Raw genomic sequence first — 15,582 nt, 5'->3', positions numbered from 1 at the left:
TATGAGCCATGGCGAGGTGGCCTTATGACGCTGACCTTTAATAATCCTGACGAGCAGCAGCGCTGGTATGCAGTGGATGATGGTGTCATGGGCGGTGTTTCCCAAAGCAGGTTTAGCGTCACCGACGGTGAAGGTCGTTTTCAGGGTGAGGTGTCGCTCGAAAACGGCGGCGGCTTTGCCTCTGTGCGCCGTGAGCCTAGTGATTTTGAATCCACGCTAGCGGGAGCCGAGGGCATCGCTGTTACCGTTCTAGGCGATGGCCGCACCTATCAATTACGCCTGAAAAGCACCGCGCTCGGCGATGCATCGGCGTATCGGGTGAAATTTACGCCCTCCATCGACACCTGGAAGACGCTGAGCTTCACGTGGGGCGACTTTGAAGCAGTGCGGCGTGGCACGCTACTCCGCGATGCACCTGCGATAACGCCTAGTGATATTCACATGCTGGGTTTCTTGATTGCTGATCGCACCGCTGGGCCATTCTGCCTACAGGTCCAACGTATTGAGTCCATCGACTAACGCTGATGACCTGTTCTACTCAGGCTAGCTAGCGACTCTATGGGCATGCACTGGAATATAAGTAATGAGGGAATCATGACAGCAAGGCCGCATTTAGTGGTGTTTACCGGATCGGGAATCAGCGCCGAGAGTGGCATCAAAACGTTTCGTGCCAGCGACGGCCTTTGGGAGGACTATCCGATTGAAGACGTCGCCACACCACGGGCGTGGCAGCGTAACCCACAGCAGGTGTTGGATTTTTATAATCAGCGCCGCGAGCAGATCCGCCGAGCTAAGCCCAATGCGGCGCATAAAGCCCTGGCAGCCCTTGAGCAGGATGGGTTTGACGTCAGCATCATTACCCAGAATATCGACGATCTTCACGAGCGGGCAGGTTCGCGTCATGTGCTGCACTTACATGGTGAGATTTTAAAGGCGCGCTCATCGATTGATGACCGCATGCGCTATCCGCAACCTAAAGGGGGCATCGAACTGGGCCAGGTTTGCGACAAAGGCAGCCAGCTACGCCCTGATGTGGTTTGGTTTGGCGAGTCGGTGCCGCTATTTGCCGAGGCCTGTGAACTTGTCAGTAAGGCTGATTTTCTATTGGTGGTGGGTACCTCGCTGGCGGTGATGCCTGCCGCTTCGCTGCTCTCGTACATTGATTACGAGACGCCCTGCGCGCTGGTCGACCCAGAGGCCGATATACTCAGCCCGCCGGGCGTCTTGGCGATCAATGCCACCGCGGGCGAGGGTGTTCCCGCGCTGGTCAATCGCTGGAAGCAGCAAGGTAATTTACGACTGTCTTGAAAATTTGAGACGCAAGTGAATCGGTACAGCCTTTGGCTTTATTAAGCCCTTAAAAACCACGCTTTCATGACGTCGGTAATCTGGGTGATTTCCGCTTCAGAGGTGATATAGGCGGGCATGGTATACAGCCAGCGACCAATAGGGCGCAGCCAAACGCCGCTTGCGCGGGCAAAGTCTCCTACGCCTTTTAGCGTCTCTGCAGAGTGCGCCTCGATCACAGCGGTGGCACCGAGTACTCGAACGTCGGCAACGGCTGGATGTGCGTTTAGCGCTTGGTCTTCCAGTAGTTCATGTTGCAGCTGCTGGCTGAGTCTCGCGATTTTGCCCAGGTAATTCTCTTCCTCAAATACACGCAGACTCTCCAGCGCCACGCGACAGGCGAGCGGATTGCCCATAAACGTGGGGCCGTGCATAAAAGCATGCTGAGGGCTGTCACCGATAAAAGCGTTGTGGACGCGATCCGTCGCCAGAGTGGCGGCGTGACCCAGATAGCCGCCGGTTAAGCCTTTGGAGAGCACCATAATATCCGGCGTGACGTTCGCGTGGTCAGCAGCAAACAGCTTGCCGGTGCGGCCAAAGCCGGTAGCTACCTCATCGAAAATCAGTAGCACGCCAAACTCATCGCACAGTGCCCTGGCGCCAGCAACATAGCCCGGTGACGTCATGTTGAGCCCGCCAGCAGCCTGCAGTAACGGTTCCATCAATAGCGCTGCGATCTCGTGATGATATTGCTCAAGCACACCTCGCAGAGCATGAAGATCGTGTTCAACCTGCTCTGCGGTGGCATCAAAAGGAGCCGTAGGTGCCGGGGCAAAATGATGCTGTGGCAGCAGGCCTGAAAAAAGGCTGTGCATGCCTTCTTCTGGGTCGCAGACCGCCATGCAGCCGGTGGTGTCGCCGTGGTACGCCTTCATCAGCGAAAGCATCTTTGCCTTGCCAGGGTTGCCGGTGAGCACTTGATACTGGAGGGCCATTTTCATCGCCACTTCCATGCCCACCGAACCACTGTCCGAATAGAAAACGTGATTCAGCCCAGCGGGCGTAATGCGCACTAGTTCCCGAGCCAACTGGTCGGCGGGCTCATGGATTAAGCCGCCAAGCATGACATGGCACAGCTCGCCGGCCTGCTCACGAATAGCCGCCACCAAGCGCGGGTGGCCGTAGCCGTGGATCATGCACCACCAGGAACAGGTGGCATCCAGCAGGCGTTCACCGCTTTCAAGCACAAAGTGAGCGCTTTCACCGCCAACCACCTTGGGCGCGGGTGCTTGTGTTTTTAGATGTGAATAAGGATGCCAAACCGGCGTATTCATAACGGCTCCAGGGAGAGATAGGGGGCGGCAGTCGCGGCCTCGGGGGCATCAAGGTGGGGGATAATGCCTAAGCAGGGGGCCGCTAGCCTCGTTTTTAAGTGGGCAATATTGGCCTCAAAGCGAGTTGAGTCGGCGGCAAAGGCGGGGTCGACCACGCTGCCTGCCCAACCTGCGAGCTGCAGGCCATTGGCACGAATGGCTTCTGCCGTTAAGCGGGCATGATTCAAACAGCCTAGCTTCAAGCCGACGACCAGAATCACCGGCAGCTTGAGGGCGATTGCCAGGTCGGCGAAATCTTCCTGGGCGTTTAATGGGACCCGCCAACCGCCTGCGCCTTCAATCAACGTGAAGTCTCTCGGTGTTTGGGTAAACGTTTTGCGCAGTAAGTGAGTAATGGCGCTGGCTTTCAGCGGTTGGCCTGTTTCTATCGCAGCGAGATGAGGCGCTATAGCGGGCGCAAAAGTGATGGTGTTCACCGTGGCGTAGTCGACTGAGGGCACGCTCTGTCGCTGTAGTGCCAAAGCATCATCGTTACGCAAGCCATCGCTTGTCTGCTTACTGCCGGAGGCCACCGGCTTAAGGCCCAGCGTGCTCAATTGCTGCTGGTGGGCGGCATATAGCAACGCGCTGGTCACCAATGTTTTACCCGCATCGGTATCGGTGCCCGTAACAAACCAGACGTTCATAGCGGTTTTTCCAAATGCAGGGTTAAACAGCGATAGCTCACCGGCAGACCCATCCGCTCGCGCAGTTGCTCAAAGCGCGCTTGTGCGGTGGCGATGTCAGCTCGCGTAAGAGGGGTGTGCGATCGGGCAAGCTGTGCTCCCACACCTTTAATGGACGCCATGACGGCCGTTAGGTCGGGATAGTAGAAACGCTCAGTCGACGCAGTCTGCTGAATAATCGTTAAGCGGCTTTTAGCGATGGCCTGCACGACACTTGCCTGATCAGGCGTTTTTAGCAGTGCTTCGGGTCTCTGCCAGGCTTGGGCAACTTCTTTCAACGTTCCTGGCAGTAGTGTCGTGATATGCGCTTGCCCACCAGGCTGTAACACGCGGTAGAGTTCATTCATGACGGCGCCAATATCGGGACACCACTGCACCGCTAGATTGGAAAATACCAGATCAAATGAACGCTCATCAAATGGCTGGGCGGCAGCGTCGCCTGGTTGCCAGTCGATGCTTTCACCGTGGCGCTGGCGGGCCTGTTCCAGCATGCCGGGCGCTAAATCTAATCCAGTGATATGCGCGCGGGAGTAACGGGTTGCCAATCGCTGGGCCCAGTAGCCGGTGCCGCACCCCATATCCAACACGTTAAAAGCATGGGTAGGTAACGAACCCCAAAGTATCTCGCCTATTTGGTGCTGCGCAGTGGCTAGCGCATCGTAGCGAGGAGCGGCTCGGGAGAAAGCGTGGGCGACTCGCGCCTGCCAGTGAACTTCGCTGTTCAGCGTTAGATCTATCATAAAATCGCCATGTTGGCATGAGCTATCTGGGTCGCATGGCGGATAATCGACGCCGCGAGAGCCTGCGGCTGGGAGAGCATAGGGCAATGTCCGACACCGCTTAGCGTTTCGCTTATACGGTGCTGAGCGCGGCTAATGAAGGGATCATATTCGCCGGTGAGGCGTACAGCCGGGCAGGGGGATGCCGCTAAGCGTGAGCGATTATCAATCGACGCCAGCCACTGCAGGCCGGTAGCAAGGGTGGTGTTGTCGGCGGGTGGCGTATCGCCCAGCAAGCCACGTAGTTGCCGATATGCCTGCCGAGGGTTGGGCTCTCCTTGCGCCTGCCAGCGCAAAAAGTGTTGCCACGTCGCGATAGGTTCGCGCTGAAAGGCACGTTGGAACGCATTTAGCTCGCTAGTAGCGACACCGCCGCTGGCACTGTCTTCGCCTCGGGAACAGAAAGTATCGCCCGTACCGAGCAGAATTAGGCCGCGTGGTGGGGGAAGGTGTTCAAGTAGCGCCGTTGCCAGTAGCCCGCCTAATGACCAGCCGACCCATACCGCATTGCTGGATAATGCCGATACCATAGCGTCGGCTAACTGTGTCAGCGTTGCATGATTTTTTATCTCAGGGGTATCGCCATAGCCAGGCCACTCAATAGCCTTAATCTCAAAAGAGTCTGGCCAGTAAGCTTGTAGCGGTCGCCATATACGGCTATCAACTCCCCAGCCTGAAAGCAGTATTAAGCGCAGGCGTTTCATAGCGATTCCTGCTGCTGGCAGTCGTGAAGTGCCGCCAGCAGTCGATCAATATCCTCGTGCTGATGGCGTGCGCTAAGAGTAATACGTAGCCGGGCTTCGCCCTTAGGCACCGTGGGTGGTCGAATCGCACCTACATGTATACCTTGTTCTCGTAACTGAGCGGCCCAACGCAGCGTGCGCGACTCGTCTGCTAATATTAGTGGCTGAATAGGGGTGGACGAATCGCTGAGCGATAGCCCCAAGTGCAACGCCTCATGGCGAAAGTAAGCGATGTTAGCGTTCAGATGGGCACGGTGTTCTGGTTCCTGCTGAACGATCTCCAGCGCTTTGAGGGTTGCGTTGGCAATGGCCGGGGGCTGAGCGGTGGTGTAGATGTAGCTGCGTGAAAACTGAATCAGATGATCGATTAACGCGGCATCCCCGGCCACAAATGCTCCTGCAGTGCCCAATGCTTTGCCTAGCGTGCCGACCAAAACCGGCACATCGTCACTACGCCAGGTGCTGCCCACACAGCCACTTCCTTCGTCGCCGAGTATTCCTACGCCGTGGGCATCGTCGATCATCAGCCAGGCGTTATGGCGTTGGCTTACTGTTACTAGCGCCCCAATATCGGCGATATGGCCGTCCATGCTGAAGACTCCATCGCTGATGACGAGCTTATGCACGCTATCGCTGCGCTTCAGCAGATTTTCCAGGTCGTTCATATTGCGATGATGATAGCGCCTGGAGCGCGCGCCGCTTAAGGTGGCTCCATCCAGTAATGACGCGTGGTTGAGGCGGTCTTGAAAGATAGCCGTGTGGCTATCCGCCAGTGCTTGCAGCACGCCAATATTCGCCATATAGCCAGTGGAAAAAAGCAGCGCCCGCTGCCGCCCCGTCCAGCTTGCCAAGGCTTCTTCCAGCGCATCGTGAACATCCAAGTGACCGCTGACCAAATGGGAGGCACCGGCCCCTGCCCCGAAACGCCGTGCGCCTTCGGCCTGGGCCTCGCTGACACGTGGATCGTGGGCAAGACCCAAGTAGTCGTTACCTGCAAAGTCGAGCGTGTCACGCGCCAGTGCTTGGCGCGTTCGCCAACGGTGTTGCCGCTGACGATCCGTGCGTGCATCGTCTAGCCGTTGTTGCCAGGCATCAAGCACTGACATCCACCGCTAACTCTGCCACGCGTTCGGCGTGCACCTGCTGCTGCGCTTGCTGAGCGAGACGGGCGGCGTGGATAGCGTCGCTTTCACAGGTGTCGCGTGTTTCAGGGTGAAGGCCAAGCTTAGTAAACAGCGCACGATCGCGATTCGCCTGAGGGTTGCTGGTCGTCAGCAGCTTGTCGCCGTAGAAGATCGAGTTGGCCCCGGCCAAAAATGCCAGCGCCTGGGTCGACTCGTTCATCTGCTCACGGCCGGCGGATAGCCGCACGTGGCTTTGCGGCATCATAATGCGGGCGACCGCAATAGCGCGGATAAATACAATGGGATCTAAATCTTCGACGTTTTCCAGCGGCGTGCCGGGCACTTTGACCAACATGTTGATCGGTACGGACTCCGGATGCGGCGACAGCTTGGCCAGCTGTTGCAGCAGGGCGCTGCGGTCGTTGGCCTCTTCGCCCATGCCAAGAATACCGCCGGAGCAAACCTTCATGCCCGCGTCGCGGACGTTAGACAGCGTTTCCAGGCGGTCGCTGTAGGTGCGGGTGGTGATGATTTCAGCGTAGTAATCCGGCGAGGTATCCAGGTTGTGGTTGTAGTAATCAAGGCCCGCCGTGGCAAGCCGGCTAGCTTGCTCACCGTCCACCATTCCCAGCGTCATGCAGGTTTCCAGACCGACCGCCTTGACCTGACGCACCATCTCTTCGACTAACAATAGATCCTTATCGCGCGGGCTTCGCCACGCTGCTCCCATGCAAAAACGGCTCGCACCGGCTTCTTTAGCCGCTTTGGCTTGTTCGACGACTTTCTCGATTTCCAGCAGTTTCTCTTTTTCAAGCTGGGTATTGTAGTGGCCGGACTGGGGGCAGTATTTGCAGTCTTCTGGGCAGGCGCCGGTTTTAATCGATAGTAGCGTCGAAATCTGCACCGCGTTAGCGTCAAAGTGGGCACGATGAACCTGCTGGGCTTGAAACAGTAGGTCGTTAAACGGTAGCGCGAAAAGCGCGTTGATTTCATCCAGCGTCCAGTCGTGACGCTGACTAAGGCGTTTTTCGCGGGCTAATGACATGATGTAAACCTTTTGGGTTTTAATAGTTGACGAGACTTTAGCGGCGTTGCGCTTTATGTGTCAACGTTGGAAAGTTTTTAGGTTTACGGTGGCGATGGAAATATTCGTCAAGATAGCGCGCGCTCCTTTATACTCTGCGCCCTTTTCCACACTTGAGAGCGCGGATGTCTGCTTTTGATCGCCCCGTTGATACTGATTCTTCTGGGCCTGGTTTTTCTGGACATGGCGACGGCTCCGTTGCCGAATATCCGCGTCCACCTCGGCGTGAGTTCAAAGCGCGCGGCAGTTTTGTGACGCGCTGTGAGGCTTGCCAGCTTCCCGTTATGAACTGTTTGTGCCCGTACCAGGTGAAGGCTGAGAGCCACGCGCAGGTATGGCTATTGACCCACCCACTCGAACATTTTAAGCCGACTAACACCGGGCGTTTGATACGCGATGTGCTGACGACGACGCAGGTGTTTACCTGGTATAGGATGGCGCCAGATGCATGCTTGCTGGCACTGCTGGAAGATCCGCGCTATGCGCCTTTTTTGATTTTTCCAGACGATCAGGCAGATTACGCCGATAGAGTAGTGGGGCTGGAGGCGGTTGAAGAAGCTAAAAGCCAGGCGCGCATTCCGGTGTTTATTATTTTAGACGGCACTTGGCGTCAGGCGCGGCGCATGTTTCGCAGAAGCGTCTATTTGGATAAATTGCCGATTCTGCCGTTACATACCGAGCGTGAAACCCGCTATCGGTTAAGAAAGCCCGCGTCTAAAGCGCATCTGTGTACGGCAGAAGTGGCCATCGAGCTGCTGCGCCAGGGCGGTGATATCGCCGCTGCGGATAGGTTAGATGATTATTTTGATGTGTTTAACGATAGCTATGCGGCGAGCCGACTGCATCACAAAATAGACCCGCCGACCGCCGCCATGCGGCGTCTTTCTGCACAGCGAGACGTAGCGCTCACAGAGGAGTGAGCGCTACGAAGAGCGCTTTTACGCACTGCCAAATAACGCACCGGCAATTCTAAAGCCTGCCACCCAGGTGCCTATTGCTGAGCCGAGAGTGGCGAGAATAAAGACTAGCAAGGTGCGCGATACGCGGTTCTTCCACCAGCCTTTTAGCTGCGTGACATCGTGGCGCAACGTTGAGAAGTCGCGCACTTTGGGTTTACGCATGTAAAGCTCAACACCCGCAGCCACGAAGCCTGCGCCAATCGTCGGATTCAGTGATGTCAGCGGGGCGGCGAAGAAGGTGGCGATCACGGTCACCGGGTGTGCTAAAGCGATAATGGTCGCACCGCCCGCAAGAATCCCGTTAATCAAGAACCACTCAAGAACCAGCTGCCAGCCAAGGCCGGTGTTGCGCGAGAAGCCGACGGCAAAGCCTGTTAACACCAGCGCGGTAATCAGCCACGGCAGAATTTTCCAGAGTTTCGTTGGCGCCGGGGTCGCTTCAAGTGATTCGCGCTCAACCTTAGGGTCAGCGGGCAGCGGCGCTTCAAGATGCTCAACGGTACCTTTCAGGTGGCCTGCGCCGATGACCACCAGCACATGCTGGTAGCGCCCCGGAGGGGCATCTTCTGCCAAGCGTAGCGCCATATAGCGGTCACGCTCGCGAATAAGCGGCGCATAAAGCGCTTCAGATTCGGCGGCAAACTCATTGAACGTTGCCTCAAGCATATCGCCTTCTTTGAGCTTTTCGATATCCTCTTTGGAAACATCCTGACGTGATAGCACGCTGCCGATAAGGCCTGAAAATAGCGAGAAGCGCTGCCACCACGGCACGTTGCGATAAATGCGTTTTAGCGTCAGGCCCACATCGCGGTCAACCAGCAGAAGCGGTAGCTGCAGCCGGCTAGCTTCTTCCACCGCCGCGCGCATTTCTGCCCCAGGCTGAATGCCGGACTGATCGGCAATGCGCTGCTGAAAAGCGCCCAGCGCAAGGCTTGCGGCCACCATGCCCGCTTTGCCTTCTTTAAATACTTGGAACAGGTCCTGCTCGCCCATGGCATCTGGGTTGGACATGCTGTGATGGCGGGCATCACAGAGCTCAATAGCCACGGCATCAAACGCGCCGCTGTCCAGCAGCTTGCGCACGTCGTCCGCGCTCTCTGCTGATACGTGGGCAGTGCCCAGCAGCGTATAGCGGGTATCGCCAATGGCAATTGTTTTTAGCGGCCCGCTGGTGGCCGGGAGTGAGGCCGGCGCTGCTTCCAGCGGTGGTGTCTGTGTGTCCGGCGTATCGTTACCAGACGCTTCTTCAGGGAACGTGTCTTCGTGATTCATTAACGGCTCTCAAGTCGATCAAATAAGTAGGCCTGATGTGTGATATTTAACGTCGCCAGAAGGCGGGAGTAAAAAGCACCAGTACCGTAAAAATTTCCAGACGTCCTAGCAGCATGGCCATCACCAATATCCATTTTGCGAGGCTAGGCAAGTCGCCATAGTTAGTGCTGGCTTCACCCAGTGCGGGGCCAAGATTGTTGAGCGCTGACCCAACCGTCGACCAAGCCGTCACTTGATCTACGCCGGTCGCCATTACTCCTACCAGCATTAAAAAGAACAGCAGGACGTAAACGGAAAAGAAACCCCACACGGCTTGGGCAATGCCGTCGGGAACGCTGACTTTACCGACTTTCACCGCAATCACCGCGTTGGGGTGAATCAGCCGCATGATTTCACGCATGCCCTGCTTAAGGATCAAAATAATCCGTATGACTTTCATGCCGCCCGCCGTCGAGCCGGAACAGCCGCCCACAAAGGCTGCGACAAAGAGTAAAAACGGCAGCGCGCCGGGCCACATCGAGAAGTCGGCGACGCTATAACCGGCGGTCGTGGCGACAGACACCACCTGGAAAATCCCGTGCCGTAAACCGCGCTCCGTTTCGTAGGTATTTGTCAGCCAGAGCGACAGCACCGTGATCACCGCCAGGGCGAGCAGGAAGAGCATTAAAAAGCGTGCTTCCGGATCATGGAAGTAGTGCAGCAGGCTTTTTTCACGCCAAGCGATAAAATGCAGGCTAAAGCTAAAGGCTGATATCAGCATAAAGACGACACAGATCATTTCAATCGTTGCGCTATCGAAATAGCCGATACTGGCGTCATGCGTAGAAAAACCACCGTTGGCAACGGTGGAAAAGCTGTGGCTCAGCGCATCAAACCAGCTCATGCCCGCCAGCATATACGCAATCATGCAGGCGATCGTCAGCGTGGCGTAGATGTACCACAGGGCTTTCGCTGTTTCGGTGATGCGGGGGGTGAGTTTGGAGTCTTTGAGCGGCCCCGGGATCTCGGTACGATAAAGCGCCATGCCGCCAATGCCAAGGGTGGGCAAAATAGCCACCGCCAATACCACAATCCCCATGCCGCCTAGCCACTGGAGCTGCTGACGATAATAAAGAATCGATTCGGGTAAGAAGTCGATGCCGGTAATTACCGTTGCCCCGGTGGTGGTTAAGCCGGAGAACGACTCAAACACCGCGTCGGTAATGCTTAACGAGCCATCTCCAAACAGCATCAGCGGCAGCGAGCCAAACAGCGCCAGCACCGTCCAAAACATCACGGCGATAATAAAACCATCACGGATCCGCAGCTCTTTTTGAGAGTGCCGGTTGGGTAAATACAGCAATAGCCCCGTGGCGACCGAAATCGCAATGCCGATGATAAAGGCACTCCACACGCCGTCGCGAAACCATAGTGACATCAGCGTGGGAGGCAGCATGGTAAGGCTGAAGAGCATCAGCAGCAGCCCCAAAATGCGCAAAATAACCCGCAGACTCATGGTTGTCGCATGCTCCTGTTATTCGTTCTGGGTGGCAGTGATGCTGGGGTTATCAAAAGAATGTTAAACCAACTTGGAACAGGCGCTCTACATCGCGGATACGCCGCTTATCGATCACGAACAGAATCACGTGGTCGCCGCTCTCTACCATGACATCGCCGTGGGCAATAATGACCTCTTTGCCGCGTACAATTGCGCCGATGGTGGTGCCATCGGGTAGGTCGATGTCACGAATGGCACGTCCGACTACTTTGGAAGACTGCTTGTCGCCATGGGCGATGGCTTCAATTGCTTCGGCCGCTCCGCGACGCAGCGAGTGCACGTTAACGATGTCGCCGCGACGTACGTGGGTGAGCAGGCTGCCGATGGTGGCCTGCTGAGGGGAGATTGCAATATCGATTTCGCCGCCTTGGACCAAATCCACGTACGCCGCGTTGTTAATCAGCGTGAGCACTTTTTTCGCCCCTAGGCGCTTGGCGAGCAGCGATGACATGATATTGACCTCGTCATCGTTGGTCAGCGCGCAGAAGATATCGCACTCTTCAATGTTCTCTTCTTCCAGCAGTCTCTTGCTGGTGGCGCTGCCATGCAGTACGACGGTACGGTCCAGTCGTTCCGAGAGCGTGGTGCAGCGTTCCAGGTTGTGCTCGATAATCTTGACCTGGTGGCTGTGCTCTAAGTGCTCTGCCAGCCGCTCGCCGATATTACCGCCACCGGCGATGACGACGCGGCGAAAGTCGCGTTCGACTCGGCGCAGCTCGCTCATTACCGCACGAATGTCGCGACGGGCGGCCAGGAAAAACACTTCGTCGTCGGCTTCAATCACGGTATCGCCGCGCGGAATGATCGGCCGGTTACGTCGGTAAATAGCGGCTACGCGGGTGTCTACATTGGGCATGTGGTGGCGCAGAAAGGCGAGATCCTGACCCACCAACGGGCCGCCGTAAAAGGCCTTAACCGCCACCAGCTGAACCAACCCACCGGCAAACTCCAGTACCTGCAGCGCCCCTGGATGCTCAATCAAACGGCGTACGTGGTCGGTGACCACTTGCTCTGGGCTGATCAGTACATCAATGGGAATGGCTTCGTGGGCAAAAAGCCCTTTGCGGGTTAAGTACGCTGTGGCCCGCACTCGGGCAATTTTGGTGGGCGTACGAAACAGCGTGTGCGCTACCTGGCAAGCGATCATGTTGATCTCGTCGCTGTTCGTCACGGCGATCAACATATCGGCGTCTTCACAGCCCGCCTGGCGCAGCACTATAGGATAAGAACCCGGCCCCGTGATGGTGCGGATGTCGAGTTTGGTATGTAACTCGCGCAGTTTTTTGGCATCAGTGTCGACGACGGTGATGTCGTTTTCTTCGCGAGCGAGGTGTTCTGCTAAGGTGCCGCCGACCTGGCCGGCGCCAAGAATGATGATTTTCATTGCTGAGCATCGGTTCCGTTAAAAGCACCAGCGCGATGTCGAAAGACCGAGAGGCGGTCTTTCGACTCCTTCCTTCAAAACCCTGGCGTTTATGAACGAGTGCTTTGGGCCAGGGCGTCTATCATGCGCTGCAATAAAGACGGCGGCCAGTGTAAACTAGCCGCCGCTGAAAAGCAGGTGAGTATTACTCTAGCGTGAAGCCGACCTTAACCGTGACCTGCCAGTGCGCTACCTGGCCGTCTTCAATGTGGCCACGGGTATCAATCACTTCTAACCAGCGCATATGTTCAATCGTCTGCGATGCTTTGGCCAGAGCGTTTTGTACTGCTTCCTCGATGCCTTTCTCGGAAGACCCGGTTAGCTCTACATGCTTGTAGGTATGATGACTCATGATATCTCCTTCCTTGTCATAAATTCACTGCCCAGGCTAGGGCGATAACAACGTAGCCACGGCTAGGCAGTGCGCTTTTCTAGTCTGGCATAAAAAAAGCCATCGTGACTGCTCACGGCAGGAAACAATTGACGACCTGCGCCGCTGACAATGCCCCAGGCGACGTCGTTAGGCGTCGTAACGTGGGCATCTGGGGTGCGAGCAAGAAATGCCTCAATCTGTTCAGCGTTTTCTTCCGGCAGCACAGAACAGGTGGCGTACAGCAGCGTGCCGCCTTCGCGCAGCATGGGCCAAAGATTGTCTAGCAGCTGACGCTGAAGCTTGGCCAGCGGGCGGATATCGTCCTTACGGCGCAGTTTTTTGATATCTGGATGGCGTCGGATAACGCCAGTGCCCGAGCAAGGTGCATCGAGCAAAATGGCATCAAACGGTGTGCCGCTCCACCACTCGCCCTCGGTGGCATCGGCATGTTGCAGCACGGCTTCAACGCCTAAACGGCTTAGCGTATCTTCCACGCGCGCTAGGCGCTGGTTATCGCTATCAATGGCGGTCAGTTGAATATCAAACTGCTCAAGCAAATGGGCTGTTTTACCGCCGGGTGCACAGCAAGCATCCAACACGCGAGCGCCGGGACGTGGCGCAAGTGCGGGCCCCAGTAACGCCGCCGACAGCTGGGCCGCTTCATCTTGAACGCTAACGTGGCCGTCCTCAAAACCGGGCAGCACCGTGACATCGCAGGGCGTTTCCAGAGTGATAGCATCGGGGGCATGCAGGCATAGCTGCCCAGTCAGGCCTTGTTCGGTCAGTAGGGCTAAATAGGCTTCACGGTCATTGTTATGCTGATTCACCCTTAATGTCATCGGGCCTGCGTGGTTGTTGGCCTCAATGATGTCGCGCCACTGCTCAGGCCATGCCTGACGCAGCGCGTTGAGCAGCCAAGGCGGATGTTCTAGCGCGACGTTCTCATCCTGGTCTACCTGCGCCTGGAGCGCTTCGGACTCGCGCTGCAGGCGGCGTAAGCAGCCATTTAAAACGCGGGTGGCCCACTCTTTGTTGAGTAGGCGTGCAGCACCCGCTGTCTCACCGACGGCCGCATGGGCCGGAATGCGCATGTACAGCAGTTGATAAATTCCGACCAGAAGCAGCGCTTGTACATCGCTGTCGCGCTTCTTAAACGGCTGCTTAAGCAGCACGCTGGCTAAGGCTTCCAAACGCGGTAAGCGGCGGCAGGTGCCAAAGCAAAGTTCTTTTAGCAGCCCGCGATCGCGAGCCACTACGCTGTGATCATCTAAGCCAGCCAGTGAGCCTTGGTCGCTTAGCACCGGGGCCAGTGCGCGCGCTGCAGCGGCGCGTACTTCTTGGCCACTGCCGCCGCTTTGTGGGGAGCGCTTTTGGTTCATCGTGAGTTTCCTTCGCTGGACTGTGCTGCTGGTTTACCAAAACGAGTGCCGGTGGCAAGACGCGCGTGGCGCGCATTCAATAGGTCGCGTACGGCCATGGCTTTACCGCCGGGCAGCTGCGCGCTGCTCACGCATAGCACCTCGCGGCCTTCGACACCGCAGGCAATCCGCAGGTGATCATCGCCGTGGTCTAGCAGGGTGCCTGGGGCACGGGCGGCGTGATCGCCTTCTTCCACGCTCGCCATCAGCAGCCGAAGGCGCTCATCTCCCAGTGCGCACCAGGCCACTGGCCAGGGGTTGAACGCGCGGATTTTGCGGGCTAAGAACTGAGCCGGCTGAGCAAAATCGAGCTCCGCTTCGGCCTTGCTCAGTTTGGCGGCATAGGTGACGCCATCTGCAGGCTGTGGCGTGGCATGAACGCTATCGGTGATCAGGGAGTCCAGCACGTGAATCAGGGCGTTCGCGCCTTGAGTCGCGAGGCGGTCGTGTAAATCACCACCCGTGGTGTGCGACGTAATAGGCGTGCGCACTTCTGACAACATCGCGCCAGTATCCAGGCCAGCATCCATCTGCATGATGGTCACGCCGGAGGCGCTATCACCCGCTTCAATGGCCCGCTGAATGGGCGCTGCGCCGCGCCAGCGGGGGAGCAGCGAAGCGTGCACATTGATGCAGCCTAATCGTGGTATATCCAGCACCGCTTGAGGAAGCAGCAGCCCATAGGCGACCACCACCATGATGTCTGCATTAAGCGCGGCCAGTTCGGTTTGAGGCTCGGGCTCTTTTAGGCTCTGAGGCTGATACACCGGCAGGTCGTGTTCCAACGCCAGCTGTTTCACCGGGCTGGGCGTGAGTTTGCGACCACGCCCGGCAGGGCGGTCGGGCTGCGTATAAACCGCCACCACGTCATGCTGGCTTTCCAGCAGCGTTGCAAGACTTGAAGCGGCGAATTCAGGCGTGCCGGCAAAAACAACGCGCAATCGAGACATAAAGAGGGGGTTACCTAGCTTATGTAAAGTATCAGTAGAAAACGTTAGGCGTCCTGCATTTGCTTATGGCGTTTCTGCATTTTTTTGAGGATGCGATCACGCTTAAGTGGCGACAGGTAGTCAACAAACAGCACGCCTTCAAGATGGTCATACTCGTGCTGAATGCAGTGTGCCAGCAGGCCTTCTGCCTCTAACTCGTAGGCATCGCCGTTGCGATCCAGCGCGTTGAGCTGCACTTTAAGATAGCGCGGCACTTCGGCGTAATATTCCGGGATCGACAGGCAGCCTTCCGACAGCGGCTCTTTCACGTCGCCTATCGGGGTGTAGCGCGGGTTGATGAGCACCAGCGGCTGGGAGTTGTCGTCGCTGACATCCATGACAACGACACGGCGGTGGACATCGATCTGAGTGGCGGCTAGACCGATACCACGAGCGTCATACATGGTCTCCAGCATATCGTCGACAAGCGTACGTACCTCATCGTCGACGGTTTCCACCTCAGCGGCCTTGGTGCGCAGGCGCTCATCGGGGAATTCAAGAATAGGAAGTTTGGCCATGGCGTTACAATCACCGT

The 15,582-nt window shown here is 57.0% G+C and carries 16 protein-coding genes; 3 read left to right on the top strand and 13 right to left on the bottom strand.

Going from position 1 to position 15,582, the window contains the following annotated elements; genetic code table 11:
* Positions 1-24: 24 nt before the first annotated feature.
* Positions 25-519, top strand: a complete 495-nt coding sequence (locus tag ACT3TR_RS04445) for a CIA30 family protein (RefSeq protein ID WP_096282093.1) — start codon at positions 25-27, stop codon at positions 517-519.
* Between the two features lie 75 nt (positions 520-594).
* On the top strand, positions 595-1,308 hold the full coding sequence (locus ACT3TR_RS04440; protein WP_096282092.1) for an SIR2 family NAD-dependent protein deacylase: 714 nt from the start codon (positions 595-597) through the stop codon (positions 1,306-1,308).
* A 41-nt stretch (positions 1,309-1,349) separates the two neighbouring features.
* Here ACT3TR_RS04440 and bioA read toward each other — a convergent pair whose 3' ends face one another.
* The 6 genes from bioA to bioB are packed head-to-tail and all read right to left on the bottom strand — an operon-like array spanning position 1,350 to position 7,037.
* The gene (gene bioA / locus ACT3TR_RS04435) at positions 1,350-2,621 is read right to left on the bottom strand and encodes an adenosylmethionine--8-amino-7-oxononanoate transaminase (protein ID WP_096282091.1); all 1,272 of its coding nucleotides are present in this window, start codon (positions 2,619-2,621) and stop codon (positions 1,350-1,352) included.
* Positions 2,618-3,307: a dethiobiotin synthase gene (gene bioD / locus ACT3TR_RS04430; RefSeq protein WP_096282090.1), complete on the bottom strand. Its 690-nt coding sequence runs from the start codon at positions 3,305-3,307 to the stop codon at positions 2,618-2,620. The genes bioA and bioD overlap by 4 nt, the downstream gene beginning before the upstream one ends.
* Entirely contained in the window at positions 3,304-4,086 is a 783-nt protein-coding gene (locus tag ACT3TR_RS04425; RefSeq protein WP_096282089.1) for a methyltransferase domain-containing protein, read from the bottom strand. The genes bioD and ACT3TR_RS04425 overlap by 4 nt, the downstream gene beginning before the upstream one ends.
* Positions 4,083-4,829 carry an alpha/beta fold hydrolase gene (locus ACT3TR_RS04420; RefSeq protein WP_096282088.1) on the bottom strand — a complete coding sequence of 249 codons (747 nt, stop codon included), beginning with the start codon at positions 4,827-4,829 and terminating at the stop codon, positions 4,083-4,085. Before ACT3TR_RS04420 ends, ACT3TR_RS04425 begins: the two co-directional genes overlap by 4 nt.
* On the bottom strand, positions 4,826-5,974 hold the full coding sequence (bioF, locus tag ACT3TR_RS04415; protein WP_096282087.1) for an 8-amino-7-oxononanoate synthase: 1,149 nt from the start codon (positions 5,972-5,974) through the stop codon (positions 4,826-4,828). The genes ACT3TR_RS04420 and bioF overlap by 4 nt, the downstream gene beginning before the upstream one ends.
* Positions 5,961-7,037: a biotin synthase BioB gene (bioB, locus tag ACT3TR_RS04410; protein WP_096282086.1), complete on the bottom strand. Its 1,077-nt coding sequence runs from the start codon at positions 7,035-7,037 to the stop codon at positions 5,961-5,963. The genes bioF and bioB overlap by 14 nt, the downstream gene beginning before the upstream one ends.
* 164 nt (positions 7,038-7,201) lie before the next feature.
* Here bioB and ACT3TR_RS04405 point away from each other — a divergent pair, with 164 nt between their 5' ends.
* A complete protein-coding gene (locus ACT3TR_RS04405) occupies positions 7,202-7,996 on the top strand; it encodes a tRNA-uridine aminocarboxypropyltransferase (RefSeq protein WP_096282085.1) in 795 nt (264 codons plus the stop codon).
* 18 nt (positions 7,997-8,014) lie between these two features.
* Here the strand turns inward: ACT3TR_RS04405 and ACT3TR_RS04400 are convergent, their stop codons facing one another.
* The 7 genes from ACT3TR_RS04400 to def all read right to left on the bottom strand — a co-directional run bounded on the left by ACT3TR_RS04400 (position 8,015) and on the right by def (position 15,565).
* A complete protein-coding gene (locus tag ACT3TR_RS04400) occupies positions 8,015-9,307 on the bottom strand; it encodes a TraB/GumN family protein (RefSeq protein WP_096282084.1) in 1,293 nt (430 codons plus the stop codon).
* Between the two features lie 46 nt (positions 9,308-9,353).
* Positions 9,354-10,802 (bottom strand): TrkH family potassium uptake protein, encoded by a 1,449-nt coding sequence (locus ACT3TR_RS04395; protein WP_096282083.1) that lies wholly within the window; start codon positions 10,800-10,802, stop codon positions 9,354-9,356.
* A 52-nt stretch (positions 10,803-10,854) separates the two neighbouring features.
* Positions 10,855-12,228 (bottom strand): Trk system potassium transporter TrkA, encoded by a 1,374-nt coding sequence (gene trkA, locus ACT3TR_RS04390; protein ID WP_096282082.1) that lies wholly within the window; start codon positions 12,226-12,228, stop codon positions 10,855-10,857.
* Positions 12,229-12,412: 184 nt separating this feature from the next.
* Positions 12,413-12,619 (bottom strand): dodecin, encoded by a 207-nt coding sequence (locus ACT3TR_RS04385; protein WP_096282081.1) that lies wholly within the window; start codon positions 12,617-12,619, stop codon positions 12,413-12,415.
* Positions 12,620-12,681: 62 nt separating this feature from the next.
* Entirely contained in the window at positions 12,682-14,019 is a 1,338-nt protein-coding gene (gene rsmB, locus ACT3TR_RS04380; RefSeq protein ID WP_444624431.1) for a 16S rRNA (cytosine(967)-C(5))-methyltransferase RsmB, read from the bottom strand.
* Positions 14,016-15,008: a methionyl-tRNA formyltransferase gene (fmt, locus tag ACT3TR_RS04375; protein WP_444624432.1), complete on the bottom strand. Its 993-nt coding sequence runs from the start codon at positions 15,006-15,008 to the stop codon at positions 14,016-14,018. The genes rsmB and fmt overlap by 4 nt, the downstream gene beginning before the upstream one ends.
* Positions 15,009-15,052: 44 nt before the next feature.
* Positions 15,053-15,565, bottom strand: coding sequence for a peptide deformylase (gene def, locus ACT3TR_RS04370; RefSeq protein WP_096282078.1), 513 nt, complete (start codon positions 15,563-15,565; stop codon positions 15,053-15,055).
* Positions 15,566-15,582: the final 17 nt, after the last annotated feature.

This window comes from Halomonas sp. AOP12-B1-6 (assembly GCF_052379225.1).
In the GTDB taxonomy this organism is placed as follows: Bacteria; Pseudomonadota; Gammaproteobacteria; order Pseudomonadales; family Halomonadaceae; genus Vreelandella; species Vreelandella casei.
Note: the sequence above shows the minus strand (reverse complement) of the source record. Positions and strands in the feature narration are given on the sequence as shown.